This is a genomic window from Vibrio fujianensis (assembly GCF_002749895.1).
In the GTDB taxonomy this organism is placed as follows: Bacteria; Pseudomonadota; Gammaproteobacteria; order Enterobacterales; family Vibrionaceae; genus Vibrio; species Vibrio fujianensis.
On record NZ_NBUS01000039.1, the window covers coordinates 241,669 to 256,148 of the forward strand.

Annotated in this window: 9 protein-coding genes and 5 tRNA genes; 6 read left to right on the forward strand and 8 right to left on the reverse strand. The window is 43.0% G+C overall.

The window, feature by feature from the left end; genetic code table 11:
• A partial coding sequence (locus B7C60_RS05880) for an ATP-binding cassette domain-containing protein (protein ID WP_245868664.1) occupies nt 1–1,287 on the reverse strand: 1,287 nt, incomplete at its 3' end.
• A gap of 256 nt (nt 1,288–1,543) precedes the next feature.
• Here B7C60_RS05880 and B7C60_RS05885 point away from each other — a divergent pair.
• Nucleotides 1,544–1,726: a hypothetical protein gene (locus tag B7C60_RS05885; protein WP_099610850.1), complete on the forward strand. Its 183-nt coding sequence runs from the start codon at nt 1,544–1,546 to the stop codon at nt 1,724–1,726.
• Nucleotides 1,727–2,734: 1,008 nt separating this feature from the next.
• Here B7C60_RS05885 and B7C60_RS05890 read toward each other — a convergent pair.
• From B7C60_RS05890 to B7C60_RS05910, 5 genes are all read right to left on the reverse strand, one after another.
• Nucleotides 2,735–2,811 (reverse strand) — tRNA-Pro (locus B7C60_RS05890).
• A gap of 256 nt (nt 2,812–3,067) precedes the next feature.
• Nucleotides 3,068–3,143 (reverse strand) — tRNA-His (locus tag B7C60_RS05895).
• A 71-nt stretch (nt 3,144–3,214) separates the two neighbouring features.
• Nucleotides 3,215–3,291 (reverse strand) — tRNA-Pro (locus tag B7C60_RS05900).
• Nucleotides 3,292–3,641: 350 nt separating this feature from the next.
• Nucleotides 3,642–3,717 (reverse strand) — tRNA-His (locus B7C60_RS05905).
• Nucleotides 3,718–3,755: 38 nt separating this feature from the next.
• Nucleotides 3,756–3,832: transfer RNA gene (locus B7C60_RS05910), tRNA-Arg, on the reverse strand.
• Between the two features lie 295 nt (nt 3,833–4,127).
• Between B7C60_RS05910 and B7C60_RS05915 the strand changes: the two genes are divergently transcribed.
• Nucleotides 4,128–4,535, forward strand: a complete 408-nt coding sequence (locus tag B7C60_RS05915; RefSeq protein ID WP_099610851.1) for a c-type cytochrome — start codon at nt 4,128–4,130, stop codon at nt 4,533–4,535.
• Nucleotides 4,536–4,605: 70 nt separating this feature from the next.
• Here the strand turns inward: B7C60_RS05915 and rep are convergent, their stop codons facing one another.
• Complete coding sequence (rep, locus tag B7C60_RS05920; protein ID WP_099610862.1) at nt 4,606–6,624, reverse strand: DNA helicase Rep; 2,019 nt, start codon at nt 6,622–6,624, stop codon at nt 4,606–4,608.
• Between the two features lie 443 nt (nt 6,625–7,067).
• Between rep and B7C60_RS05925 the strand changes: the two genes are divergently transcribed.
• The 3 genes from B7C60_RS05925 to ubiK all read left to right on the forward strand — a co-directional run bounded on the left by B7C60_RS05925 (nt 7,068) and on the right by ubiK (nt 11,681).
• A complete protein-coding gene (locus B7C60_RS05925) occupies nt 7,068–8,174 on the forward strand; it encodes an efflux RND transporter periplasmic adaptor subunit (RefSeq protein WP_099610852.1) in 1,107 nt (368 codons plus the stop codon).
• An 11-nt stretch (nt 8,175–8,185) separates the two neighbouring features.
• Nucleotides 8,186–11,308, forward strand: coding sequence for a multidrug efflux RND transporter permease subunit (locus B7C60_RS05930; protein WP_099610853.1), 3,123 nt, complete (start codon nt 8,186–8,188; stop codon nt 11,306–11,308).
• Nucleotides 11,309–11,429: 121 nt separating this feature from the next.
• Nucleotides 11,430–11,681 (forward strand): ubiquinone biosynthesis accessory factor UbiK, encoded by a 252-nt coding sequence (gene ubiK, locus B7C60_RS05935; RefSeq protein ID WP_099610854.1) that lies wholly within the window; start codon nt 11,430–11,432, stop codon nt 11,679–11,681.
• Nucleotides 11,682–11,814: 133 nt separating this feature from the next.
• Here ubiK and ilvC read toward each other — a convergent pair whose 3' ends face one another.
• Complete coding sequence (gene ilvC / locus B7C60_RS05940) at nt 11,815–13,299, reverse strand: ketol-acid reductoisomerase (protein WP_099610855.1); 1,485 nt, start codon at nt 13,297–13,299, stop codon at nt 11,815–11,817.
• Between the two features lie 133 nt (nt 13,300–13,432).
• Here ilvC and ilvY point away from each other — a divergent pair, with 133 nt between their 5' ends.
• On the forward strand, nt 13,433–14,320 hold the full coding sequence (ilvY, locus tag B7C60_RS05945) for an HTH-type transcriptional activator IlvY (RefSeq protein ID WP_099610863.1): 888 nt from the start codon (nt 13,433–13,435) through the stop codon (nt 14,318–14,320).
• Nucleotides 14,321–14,480: the final 160 nt, after the last annotated feature.

Genomic DNA, 14,480 nt, shown 5'->3' on the forward strand with positions numbered 1-14,480 from the left:
CTGCGACTCATTGTCGGTCAATTTATGAAAGCGGATGGGCTCAGCAATAATATCTAATACCTTCATGCGCGGATTCATTGAAGTATAAGGGTTTTGAAACACCATCTGCATCTGACGACGCATAGGACGACGCTGCTTTTCTGACTTCAGTCCGGTTAGGTCAATCCCTTCAAAAGTCACCCGCCCTTCATTCGGTTGGTAAAGGCCAGCAATCACACGTGCTATGGTCGACTTACCTGAACCAGACTCGCCGACCAGCCCAAAGGTTTCCCCTTCATGAACCTGAAAACTGACATTATTGGATGCTTGGACATATTCACGGCGGCTTTCAAATAAAGAATCTTTGGTCACAAAGCGAAGGTTAACATGCTCGACGTTCAACAGTGGCCCGGTATAAGCACGCTGATCTTGATTTTGTCCTAACCAATGATGCTTAATATCTAACGGTGCCAACTCACTGGCTTCTTCGATATAACTAACGAGAGGAAAGCGATCTAATTTAGTGTCAGAGCGAGGCACCGCTGAAATCAAACTACGGGTATAAGGATGATCGGGATCGCCTAATACTTTCGCCGTTGGGCCAAACTCGACTAAATCACCACGATACATGACAGCAACCCGATCTGTCACATTAGACACCACCCCCATATCATGAGTCACCAGCATACAGCCAACATTATTCTTTTTACATAACTCACGAATCAGTGACAATATTTGGTCTTGAATAGAGACATCTAAAGCCGTAGTCGGCTCATCAGCAATAATTAAATCCGGCTCTCCGGCTAGCGCAATCGCAATCACCACACGCTGACGCATTCCGCCGGAAAACTGATGAGGGTATTGCTTTAAACGATTTTCTGGCTGAGGAATCCCCACTTGTTGCATGAGAGATAAAGCACGTTGATAAGCTTCTTGATGGCTAACCTTCATATTGGCATGAATGGTTTCCGTCAGCTGATGTTCAACTGTAAATAATGGGTTCAATGAGGTCATCGGATCTTGAAAGATAAATCCAATTTTTGAGCCGCGAACTTGCCGCATTTTTTCAGGGGACAAACCTGAGATTTTCTCACCATCTAACCATACATCCCCTCCAGCAATCGTACCGGGAGGGCTTAATAAATCAATGATTGCGTTGCCTACTGTAGACTTACCAGCACCAGATTCACCGACCACACCAACAATTTCACCGCGCTCAATATTAAAACTTAATGACTTGACTGCCGCGTGGACACCGTGACGTGACGGATATTCAATACGTAGATTGCTAACTTCTAAAAGTGACATGTAAACCAGACCTCAACTGCTTTGGCACAATACTGCCCTGTCTGAGCCTCACACAACTACAAAGTGAACATTGTAATTGTGCAAAACCTAATAATGATTCCTTTCTACCAACACAGTACAATCTGCTGGCTATTTACAAGCTCATCAATGTGTCAAAAATCTCACATAAAAGCAACAATCAAAGGATAAAAACTCGATAAAATCCCCAAACAAAGCAGCTTAATCGAATAAATATGCATAAAATACAGATATAATAATGGCCGAACCACTGATTAAAAAACCATCACATTCGCTACAGAACCAAGTGCATCTGTATTTTTTATTCAATGAAAAAGCATTCAAAAAACAACTCACCGGAATATTATTTCAAATCCTGACCAGCTCCAGCATTAACAACAAAGAAACAACCCGCCACAAAAAAGGCATGAATGCCAATTAAAAAACCACTAAAATAGAAATAGACAGAGATAAAAACCAAAATAACAACAAAACAAAGCGTATTAGACGGCGTAAACACTAGGGTTAAATCGAAAAACAACACGACTCAAGAAAAATACGTTATTTTTTTCTTTATCTATGCGCATTGCTGTGAGTACTTTGATTTTATGCATAATTTCAAAAATAAAAACTCTGATTGTAAAAAATTAGAACTCTCATTATTTGAGAAAGATGAAATCTAGACATCAAAAACCCAGTCTCTCGACTAGGGCTCAATATAAGTGGTCGGTGAAGAGCGGATCCTGAATATCAGCCGAACCCCCGACCCTCTCAATCGCTAACAGAAAGTAAAAAGCCCCAGTCTCTCGACTAGGGCTCAATATAAGTGGTCGGTGAAGAGCGAATCCTGAATATCAGCCGAACCCCCGACCCTCTCAATCACTAACAGAAAGTAAAAAGCCCCAGTCTCTCGACTAAGGCTCAATATAAGTGATCGGTGAAGAGCGGATCCTAAATATCAACCGAACCCCCGACCCTCTCAATCACTAACAGAAAGTAAAAAGCCCTAGTCTCTCGACTAAGGCTCAATATAAGTGATCGGTGAAGAGCGGATCGTAAATATCAGCCGAACCCCCGACCCTCTCAATCACTAACAGAAAGTAAAAAGCCCTAGTCTCTCGACTAGGGCTCAATATAAGTGGTCGGTGAAGAGCGGATCCTAAATATCAACCGAACCCCCGACCCTCTCAATCACTAACAGAAAGTAAAAAGCCCTAGTCTCTCGACTAAGGCTCAATATAAGTGATCGGTGAAGAGCGGATCTTAAATATCAGCCGAACCCCCGACCCTCTCAATCACTAACAAAAAGTAAAAAGCCCTAGTCTCTCGACTAGGGCTCAATACATTGGCCGGTGAAGAGCGGATCCTGAATATCAGCCGAACCCCCGACCCTCTCAATCACTAACAGAAAGTAAAAAGCCCCAGTCTCTCGACTAGGGCTCAATATAAGTGGTCGGTGAAGAGGGATTCGAACCCCCGACCCTCTGGTCCCAAACCAGATGCGCTACCAAACTGCGCTATTCACCGAAACAATTTTTTACTTTAAGAACATCGAACGAGGGTCACCCTCTGGTCCGCTAGTCCTAAACCCGGGATGCGCTACCAAACTGCGCTATTCACCGAAACAATTTTTTACTTTAAGAACATCGAACGAGGGTTGCCCTCTAGTCCGCTACTCCTAAACCCGGGATGCGCTACTAAAATTGCGCCATTCACGGATAAAATCTGTTACCTATTTTATCTCGAATTTAATCAAGAAAGGAAACATCGGTTACCTAAATAATGGGGTGGCTAACGAGACTTGAACTCGCGACAACCGGAATCACAATCCGGGGCTCTACCAACTGAGCTATAGCCACCATCAACTTTTGCAATAACCGCTTGCCTGCCGTTATTTTAAGCTAAGCCATGGGCTAGCTTTTTTAATAAGTGGTCGGTGAAGAGGGATTCGAACCCCCGACCCTCTGGTCCCAAACCAGATGCGCTACCAAACTGCGCTATTCACCGAAACAATTTTTTACTTTAGGAGCATCGAACGAGGGTCGCCCTCTGGTCCGCCACTCCTAAACCCGGGATGCGCTACCAAACTGCGCTATTCACCGAAACAATTTTTTACTTTAAGAATATCGAACGAGGGTCGCCCTCTAGTCCGCCACTCCTAAACCCGGGATGCGCTACCAAACTGCGCTATTCACCGAAACAATTTTTTACTTTAGGAGCATCGAACGAGGGTCACCCTCTGGTCCGCTACTCCTAAACCCGGGATGCGCCACTAAATTGCGCTATTCACCGACAAAACCTGTTACTTATTTTATCTCGAATTTAATCAAGAAAGGGAACATCGGTTACCTAAATAATGGGGTGGCTAACGAGACTTGAACTCGCGACAACCGGAATCACAATCCGGGGCTCTACCAACTGAGCTATAGCCACCATCAATGTTGCCAACATGCACCAATTAACCCACCGGATGGCGCGCCCGAAAGGATTCGAACCTTCGACCTTTGGCTCCGGAGGCCAACGCTCTATCCAGCTGAGCTACGGGCGCATGCCCTATCGGCGGAGTGGAATAATACGTATATCCCCTAAGGTCGTCTAGTACTTTTTCAACTTTTTTTCTCGTTTGACGGCTTTTTCATCAACCGCTGCGATAAAATGACCGAACAGGATGTGATTCATCCCTTGAAGATCGCAACTTGTTGTTTATTGCAACATCCGAACGGGATATACTTACTCTATATTTACATTGATTTAACAGGTTTTATCATTTTAAATCAATAGAACCCAATCTTAGTATAAAATTTAGGTAAGATACGCTTACCCTTGCAATGTAAAGTGAGTTAATGGATATGTCTCGATCAGCCTTAAGCGTACTATTTGCTACGTTCACCTTTTCGGCCGCAGTATTTGCGATGAGCCCCAGTGATTATGATGCTATCGCTGAACGCATCAAACCTGTCGGCAACGTTTATCTTGCTGGTAATGAACCGATAAAAGAAGAGCCTATCGGCCCTCGTGATGGCGAGACAGTCTATAAAACTTTTTGTACCGCCTGCCATGCAACGGGAGTAACTGGAGCACCCAAAACTAGAGATGCTCAAGATTGGGCTCCTCGGCTTGCACAAGGTAAAGATGTATTAGCCAAACATGCCATACAAGGTTTTAACCTAATGCCAGCCCGCGGCACATGCATGAATTGTTCCGATGAAGAAATTGTTGCTGCCATTGAACATATGATCGCCGGGCTATAGTCGGCGGCACCCGATAACCTCTGCTCAGAGCTTGGCTACTGGGGTCGGTTGGCACTAGGCTCTGATTGGATCATTTTTTATTAAACATCGACCTTATATTGGCAATATGGGCTTGCCCTTTACTCATCCGCTCTTCTTGCGAAAGGACTTTTTTCTTGGTTTCCCACGCCACATCATCATAAGGTAATTCATCTAAAAAGCGGCTTTGGGTCGGTTTTAGTAATTCGCCAAATTGTCGGCGTTCTTTACATAAGGTGAAGGTTAACTCTCTTTGAGCACGGGTAATACCGACGTACATTAACCGTCGCTCTTCTTCGACATTATCCTCATCAATGCTGGTTTGATGTGGCAAGATACCTTCTTCTGCGCCAATTAAATACACGTAAGGAAATTCTAAACCTTTCGATGCGTGTAACGTCATCAGTTGTACAGCATCACTGTCGTCATCTTGTTCTCCACGCTCCATCATATCGCGTAGCGTTAAACGTTGTACGACTTCTTGTAAGGTCTTCTCTTGCTGATCGTTATTTTCACCAGCTAAATCAGCAACAATCCATGAGTAAAGTTCAGAGACGTTCTTCATGCGCATCTCTGCCGCTTTAGCGCTGGAAGACGTTTCGTATAACCAGTCTTCATAATGGATATCACGTACCAGCGAACGTACCGCTTCCACAGTATTTCCTCGTTCAGCATTATCTGCAATAGCGACTAGCCACTCGGTAAAACGACGTAAGTTATCTAGTCCGCGTCCCGAAAGATGCTGCTCAAGACCAAGTTCAAAACTCGCCGCATATAAACTTTTTCCGCGCATATTGGCATAACTGCCCAATTTTTCTAAGGTTGCGGGGCCAATTTCTCGCTTCGGAGTATTTACGATGCGTAAAAAGGCATTATCATCATCTGGATTCACTAATACGCGCAGATACGCCATGATATCTTTGATCTCAGCGCGCGCAAAAAATGAAGTGCCTCCTGATAATTTATACGGAACTCGGTTTTGCATCAGTAACTTTTCAATTAATCGAGACTGATGGTTGCCACGATATAAGATAGCGTAATCACGATAGGCGGTACGGTTAAGAAATTTGTGCGCGATCAGTTCAGCAGTCACTCGCTCCGCTTCATGGTCTTCATTATTAGCGATAATGACTTTGAGCTTTTCGCCCTCAGGTATTTCAGAAAACAGTTTTTTTTCATACACATGAGGGTTATTGGCGATCAAAATATTCGCCGCTCGCAAGATTCGACTCGTTGAGCGATAATTTTGCTCCAATTTGATCAATCTTAAGTTGGCAAAATCACACCCTAATTGAACAAGATTTTGCGGTTTCGCTCCGCGCCAAGAGTAAATGGATTGATCATCATCACCCACTACGGTTAATCGACCACGCTCCCCGACCAGTAATTTCACCAACTCGTATTGACTCAAGTTGGTATCTTGGTATTCATCCACGAGTAGATAACGGATACGGTTTTGCCAACGTTGACGGACTTCTTCCTGGCTACGTAACAATAATACCGGTAATGAAATGAGATCATCAAAATCAAGCGCATTATAGGCTCGCATCTGTTTTTGGTAACAATCAAAACAGAAAGCGAATAATTGTTGCAGCTCCCCTTTAGCGAGCGCTTTCGCTTGCTCAGGGGAGACCAGATCATTTTTCCAGTTGGAGATGGTACTCAATAGTTGGCGTAATAAATCTTTATCACCCTCTAGTTGTTTATCCGTAAGTTCTTTGAGTAATGCTAACTGATCTTGATCGTCAAATAATGAAAAGCCCGCTTTTAGGCCGAGATGCTTATATTCGCGCCGAATGATATTGAGCCCTAACGTGTGAAAGGTGGAGACCATCAAACCTCGAGATTCGGTTTTACCAAGCGTTTGCCCCACTCGCTCTTTCATTTCGCGTGCCGCTTTATTAGTAAAGGTTACCGCGGCAATATTGCGAGCTTTATAACCACATTGCTGTACGAGATAAGCAATTTTATTGGTAATCACACGGGTTTTTCCCGAACCAGCACCAGCCAGAACCAAGCAAGGACCTGATACATATTTGACTGCTTCTTCTTGTCTTGAGTTGAGCTTCATAGTGTTTTTAATCTTATCATTCGGGCCTGCCATGATACTGCTTGTTCAGCTTAAGCTCCAAGAAAAGAACTCAGTATCATTAAATTTACTGCACAAGTGTATTGCATAAATGACTAGGTTATAGGCTATAATGCGGGCGTGACGGTTAAGTTAACATCACCAAGGAAGCTCTATACTGTCATGGATAATATGCAAACAAAACGATAACAACAGGTTGCAATTTAAGGTCACTTAAGCAGAGAATGTTTACTGTTATCAAGCATTCCCTGTTGTTGAAGATGTATTAGGGGCTGCGTAGTACTCAGCCGAGTCTTTAAATAACCGTCGCCCATGCATCATCTCTTGATATATGGGTATTTCAACTGGATGACGAAAGCCTGGAAGTAGTAGTCGATGCTCGTTGGGACACAATCATTCAATATTAACTTGGAGTTCTCACCAGAATGAAAAAGTGGACATTTTTTATGTTACTTATCGTGGTACTGCTATTTGGTAGCGTGATAGGTTTCAATTTATTTAAACAACAGAAGATCGCTGAATATATGGCGAATCGGCCAGAAGCCGAATTTCCAGTGACGGTAACAACGGTTAACTCGGTCGATTGGGTTCCTGTCATTGAAGCGATCGGGTTTATCGAACCAAATCAAGGAGTGACGCTCACCACAGAAACCAGTGGTGTGATTGACCGAATTCTATTTGACTCAGGCACTCAAGTTGAAGAAAACCAACCTTTACTTTTACTTGACTCTGAAGTTGAAAAAGCAAATTTAAAAAGCTCTCAAGCTCGCCTCCCTGCTGCTAAAGCAAAGTATGAGCGGTATAAAGGCTTATTTAGTAAAGGCTCAATTTCTCAAGAGGCATTTGATGAAGCAGAGGCTAACTATTATTCACTTTCTGCGGATATTGAAAGTTTAAAAGCGACGATTGCTCGGCGTGAAATCAAAGCCCCTTTTGCTGGTGTAGTGGGCATTCGTAATGTCTATCTTGGCCAATATTTACAACCAGGCACAGATATTGTTCGCCTCGAAGATACCAGTGTTATGCGGTTACGTTTTACCGTGCCGCAAACGGATATTTCACGTATTTCTATGGATCAAGAAGTAGACATTTTTGTTGACTCGTATCCGAACCGCTCCTTCAAGGGGTCAATCAGTGCTATCGAGCCCGCCGTTAGTGTACAAAGTGGTCTGATCCAAGTCCAAGCGGATATTCCCAACAGTGAAGGTAAATTACGTAGTGGGATGTTTGCTCGAGCCAACATCATTTTACCCAAGCTCGCCGAGCAAGTAACCTTACCGCAAACGGCAATCACATTTACCCTTTATGGTGATAATGTCTTTGTTATCACAGAACAAGATGGGGTTAAACGTGTTGAACAAAGAGTGGTTAAAGTCGGTGAACGTAAGAAAGATATTGCGCACATCCTTGAAGGCGTTAAGGCTGGAGATATTGTTGTCACTTCTGGTCAGGTACGTTTAAGTAATGGTGTCAAAGTTCGTATTGTAGAAAGTGACGCCACAACTCCACCCGCTGAAACACCGATGCTGTAACCGGAGGAATTATGCGCTTTACTGATGTTTTTATTAAACGTCCAGTTTTAGCGGTATCGATCAGTTTTTTGATTGCACTGCTTGGTTTACAAGCGGTGTTCAAAATGCAGGTCAGTGAATACCCTGAAATGACTAATACCATAGTGACCGTCTCAACCAGTTACTATGGTGCGAGTGCTGACTTGATTCAAGGCTTCATCACGCAGCCATTAGAACAGGCAATTGCACAAGCGGATAATATTGATTACATGATTTCACAATCGGTATTAGGTAGTTCAAAAATTACTGTCAATATGAAACTCAACACCGATCCAAATGCGGCGTTGTCTGATATTTTGGCAAAAACCAACTCTGTTCGTTCTCAGCTTCCTAAAGAAGCTGAAGACCCAACCGTCACAATGTCGACGGGGTCAACAACAGCGGTTATGTATATTGGGTTTACCAGTAATGAATTGAACTCCAGCCAAATTACCGATTATTTACAACGGGTTATCAACCCACAACTCTACTCTTTAGATGGTATTTCGAGCATCGATCTATATGGTGGTATGAAATACGCATTAAGAGTCTGGCTGGATCCGGCCAAAATGGCGGCATTTAATTTAACCGCCGCAGACGTTATGGGCGTGTTAAGTGCGAACAACTACCAATCAGCAACGGGTCAAGCGATTGGTGAGTTTGTCTTGTTTAATGGTAGCGCTGACACACAAGTCTCTAATGTAGAGGAATTAGAAAACTTAGTTGTAAAAACTGAAGATGGTAATGTGACTCGCTTAGGAGATATCGCCAAAGTGACTTTAGCAAAAAGTCACGATACCTACCGAGCGAGCGCGAATGGTCAAGAAGCGGTTGTTGCTGCTATCAACGCGGCTCCTAGTGCTAACCCAATCAATATTGCCAAAGATGTTTGGGAAGTGATTCCCGAACTTAAACGCAATATGCCAAGCAACATCAAAATGAATGTGATGTATGACTCGACCGTAGCAATTAATGAGTCGATTCATGAAGTCATTAAAACCATCATTGAAGCAGCCATCATCGTACTGGTGGTTATTACGCTATTTCTTGGTTCTATACGCGCAGTGATCATTCCAATAGTAACAATACCTCTTTCATTGATTGGTGTTGCTATGGTGATGCAGGCGATGGGTTTCTCGTGGAACTTAATGACCTTGCTGGCGATGGTATTGGCGATTGGCCTAGTTGTCGATGATGCCATTGTTGTCTTAGAAAACGTTGATCGACATATTAAAGAAGGTGAATCCCCATTTAGGGCTGCTATTATCGGTACACGAGAAATCGCGGTCCCCGTGATTTCCATGACATTAACCTTAGGGGCGGTATACGCACCAATTGCACTAATGGGAGGCATAACCGGAGCCCTATTTAAAGAGTTCGCGCTAACCTTAGCGGGGGCTGTATTTGTCTCTGGTATTATTGCTTTAACGCTTTCCCCTATGATGTGTTCAAAAATGTTAAAGGCAAATGAAACGCCAAACAAATTTGAACAAAAAGTGCATCATCTCTTGGATAAAATGACACAACGCTATGGCAATATGTTGCAGTCAGTGATGGATCACCGCCCAGTTGTGATCGCCTTTGCTTTGATTGTGTTTGCAAGTTTACCGATTTTATTTAAGTTCATTCCTAGCGAACTTGCGCCTTCTGAAGATAAAGGCGTAGTGATGCTATTAGGTACCGGTCAATCCAATGCTAACTTGGATTACCTATCAAATACCATGAATGATGTGAATAAAATCTTATCAGCTCAACCCGAAGTACAATTTGCTCAGGTTTTTACTGGCGTACCTCAATCAAACCAAGCGTTTGGGATTGCTTCTTTAGTCCCTTGGAGTGAACGTCAAGCAAGCCAAGCAGAGGTTACTACTCGTGTCGGTAACTTGGTTAAAGATATTCCAGGAATGGCCGTGACAACATTCCAGATGCCTGAATTACCAGGCGCAGGCTCTGGCCTTCCCATTCAATTTGTGATGACCACACCGAATGCTTTTGAAAGCTTATTCACTATCGCTAGTGATGTGCTCGTGGAAGTGCAATCAAGTCCATTGTTTGTTTACTCAAACCTAGACCTTAATTATGATTCCGCGACCATGAAAATCAACATCGATAAGGATAAAGCTGGCTCTTATGGTGTGACCATGCAGGATATTGGTATCACTCTCGGCACCATGATGGCTGATGGTTATGTCAATCGTATCGATCTCAGTGGTCGCTCTTATGAGGTGATTCCGCAGGTCGAACGAAAATGGCGTCTCAATCCAGAGTCAATGAACAACTACTTTGTACGGGCAATCGATGGAAAAATGATCCCTTTAGGTAGTTTAATTACTATTGATGTCGTGGCCGAACCTCGCGCTCTACCACACTTTAACCAGCTCAATTCAGCAACAATTGGGGCGGTTCCTTCACCAGGAACAGCGATGGGTGATGCCATCAGCTGGTTTGAAAATATAGCATCAACTAAGTTACCAAAAGGCTATAGCCATGACTACATGGGTGAGGCTCGCCAATATGTAACTGAAGGTAGTGCTCTTTATGTCACTTTCGGTTTAGCGCTTGCGATTATCTTCTTGGTGCTTGCTATCCAATTTGAATCGTTAAAAGATCCTCTCGTGATCATGGTTTCCGTTCCTCTGGCTATTTGTGGTGCTTTGATTGCCTTAGCTTGGGGCGCATCAACCATGAATATCTATTCACAGGTCGGCTTAATTACCTTGGTTGGGCTAATCACTAAACACGGTATCTTAATTTGTGAGGTCGCCAAAGAAGAGCAACTCCACAATAAGCTCAATAGAATTGAAGCGGTAAAAGCAGCAGCTAAAGTGCGTTTACGCCCAATTCTAATGACGACTGCAGCCATGATTGCGGGTCTGATTCCATTAATGTATGCCACCGGTGCCGGAGCAGCTCAGCGCTTTAGTATTGGGATTGTCATTGTCGCTGGTTTATCAATTGGGACGCTATTCACGCTATTTGTTCTACCCGTGATTTATAGCTACCTTGCCGAGAAGCACAAACCACTGCCTATCTTTGTTGAAGATAAAGACTTAGAAAAACTGGCGAGAATTGATGAAGCCAAAGCCGCTCAGCGCCAATTAGCTGAAAATAAGTAATCAAGGCATACCATTTAATCGTTACTAAAGGCCACTCTTGTGGCCTTTTTCATCACCAACTGGCGACTTTCAATGATGAATTGCATAGAATGAGTAGAATAAATATAGGAGTGAATAAACAATGTTTGATCCAAAGAAAATTGAGCAAATTGCAAAACAGATTCACGAATCTATGCCACAACCGGTTAAAGATCTAGGCGCAGATGTAGAGCAGAAAGTTCGTCAAGTGATTCAAGGTCAACTGAATAAATTGGATATGGTCAGCCGTGAAGAGTTCGATGTACAAACCCAAGTATTGCTACGTACTCGACAAAAGCTGACAGAAATGGAGCAAAAACTGGCGGAATTGGAAGAAAAACTGGCTAACCGGTAATCAATGCTTACCCTATTAGGATCGGCTTGGTTTTTCCTATCTTCGATCATATAAAGGGCTCAGTCTTAAGACAAAGCCCTTTTACTTTATTATCGATGTTGTGTTTACATTTTTATAGTGTTGATAAGTCGAATCAATCACCAACAGCAATACGTTGCATATCTTTCATATAGCCGCGCAGTTCTTCACCGATATATTCCACAGGATGGTTACGAATGAGGCTATTAACTTCGATCAAGGTTGCATTATCAACTTGGTTGGAAACCTGATCCAAACCTTTACCAATCACATCTGTACTGACTTTTGGCATAAACTTTTCACGCAATAATGGGGTGGCAACATTAGCAAATAAGTAGTTGCCGTATTCTGCCGTATCCGAGATAACGACATTCATTTCGTACAAGCGTTTACGTGCAATGGTATTGGCAATCAGTGGTAATTCATGCAACGATTCGTAGTAGGCTGATTCATCGATAATGCCTGATGCAGTCATCGCCTCAAACGCTAACTCAACCCCAGCACGAACCATGGCAATCATAAGAATACCGTGATCAAAGTACTCTTGTTCAGCAATTTTCACATTTGTTTCTGGATAATTCTCAAATGCAGTTTGTGCCGTTTCAGCGCGCCAACCCAACAGCTCAGCATCATCATTAGCCCAGTCTGCCATCATCGTACTAGAGAAATGGCCGGAAATGATGTCATCCATATGTTTGTTATACAGTGGGCGCAATAAGTCTTTTAGCTCTTCAGATAGCTCAAATGCCTTAATTTTCGCTGGGTTTGATAGACGATCCATCATATGAGTAATACCACCAAATTTCAGAGCTTCGGTAACAGTCTCCCATCCGAACTGCAGCAATTTACCGGCATATCCAGGATCAATACCCTCAGCAACCATTTTCTCGTAGCATACAATCGAACCCGCTTGTAACATGCCGCATAAAATAGTTTGCTCACCCATTAAGTCAGATTTAACTTCTGCAACAAAAGATGACTCTAAACAACCAGCTCGATGCCCCCCCGTTGCAGCAGCCCACGCTTTTGCAATATCCCAGCCTTCACCTTTTGGATCGTTTTCGGGATGTACCGCTAGTAAGGTTGGAACACCAAAACCGCGTTTATACTCTTCACGCACTTCCGTCCCTGGGCACTTAGGAGCAACCATGACTACTGTAATATCTTTGCGGATCTGCATACCTTCTTCGACAATATTAAAACCATGAGAATAGCCCAATGCGGCTCCATCTTTCATTAAAGGCATCACTGTTTCAATAACGTTAGAGTGTTGCTTATCTGGTGTTAGGTTGATCACTAGATCCGCTTGTGGAATAAGTTTTTCATAACTGCCAACAGTAAATCCGTTATCTTTCGCATTTTTATAAGATTGGCGCTGCTCATCAATCGCGGCTTGACGTAGCGCATAAGAAACATCTAACCCCGAATCACGCATGTTTAAACCTTGGTTTAAACCTTGAGCTCCGCATCCAACAATGACTACTTTCTTACCTTTTAGAAATTCCGCTTCTGTCGCAAACTCTTCTCGAGCCATAAAGCGACATCGACCAAGTTGATCGAGCTGCTCACGTAAATTTAATGTGTTGAAATAATTAGCCATTGGGTGCTCCTTGATAATGTTCCATTCAACCGGTGTCGATACACCGAATATTGTCATAGTAATGCGGACATTTAATTGCTTAAAGTGATATATTCACAAGTAGTTATTGCAATAAATGCAAGATACATTAATTATGAATATAAAAACCTTACGACTCTTCGTTCATCTCTGTGAAAGTAAAAATTTTAGCAGTACAGCAAAGATGCTGCATATCAGCCCTTCTGCATTAAGTCGACAAATTCAAAAACTAGAGGACGAGATTGGTCACCGTTTGTTTGTTCGTGATAATCGAAGCGTAGAAATTACACCATCCGGCTATAAACTGTTACCTGTTGCTCAACGTATGCTGCACGATTGGCGGCAATTACAGTTGCAGCTAGATGAACAACATAGTGAATTAAAAGGAGAGATCCGCTTATTTTGCTCAGTTACGGCCAGTTATAGCCATCTACCGGATTTGCTCAATGCTTTTAGACTCCAGCACCCTTATATTGAGTTTAAATTACTCACGGGTGATCCTGCTCAAGCGATTGAAATTATTCTTGAAGATGAAGCGGATATTGCCATTGCTGCTATCCCCGAGCATATTCCTTCAAGACTTGAGTTTGCGACGATCAGTGAAATACCATTGTCAGTGATCGCTCCTACGGGAGTGAGTCATTTCTTAGAAGAACTGCAAAAAGAGTTTCCTGATTGGAATCAAATCCCCTTTATTGTTCCCGAAGCAGGGACGGCTCGGGAAAGAGCCAACAGTTGGTTTAAACACATGAAGATTAAACCAACGATCTACGCACAAATCGCAGGACATGAAGCCATTGTAAGTTTAGTCGCATTAGGTTGTGGTGTTGGTGTGGCACCGGATGTCGTGATCAACAATAGTCCGCTCAGAGATAAGGTGCAAAAGCTTTCAGTATTGCCAATTAAACCTTTTAAGTTAGGGGTGTGCTGTAAGCGATCGCAACTTGATGATCCATTAGTCAGGGCATTATGGCGGGTGATCCGTAACTTCCAAAACTGTTGACGGGTCAAGAAAGTCCAAATCCTAGTATTTTTCCTATTTGCCCAATACAAAAATCCCCAGCATTGCTGCTAGGGATTTCTTATACCAATCTAAATAAAAATATGATCTAATTAAGGCTATTTAACTACTACCATCATTCATCATGAATAGCCTTAATAAT

Coding starts and splice junctions, on each gene's coding strand:
- B7C60_RS05885 (WP_099610850.1), top strand. CDS start 1,544: ATGGCCGAACCACTGATTAAAAAACCATCACATTCGCTACAGAACCAA.
- B7C60_RS05915 (WP_099610851.1), top strand. CDS start 4,128: ATGGATATGTCTCGATCAGCCTTAAGCGTACTATTTGCTACGTTCACC.
- rep (WP_099610862.1), bottom strand. CDS start 6,624: ATGAAGCTCAACTCAAGACAAGAAGAAGCAGTCAAATATGTATCAGGT.
- B7C60_RS05925 (WP_099610852.1), top strand. CDS start 7,068: ATGAAAAAGTGGACATTTTTTATGTTACTTATCGTGGTACTGCTATTT.
- B7C60_RS05930 (WP_099610853.1), top strand. CDS start 8,186: ATGCGCTTTACTGATGTTTTTATTAAACGTCCAGTTTTAGCGGTATCG.
- ubiK (WP_099610854.1), top strand. CDS start 11,430: ATGTTTGATCCAAAGAAAATTGAGCAAATTGCAAAACAGATTCACGAA.
- ilvC (WP_099610855.1), bottom strand. CDS start 13,299: ATGGCTAATTATTTCAACACATTAAATTTACGTGAGCAGCTCGATCAA.
- ilvY (WP_099610863.1), top strand. CDS start 13,433: ATGAATATAAAAACCTTACGACTCTTCGTTCATCTCTGTGAAAGTAAA.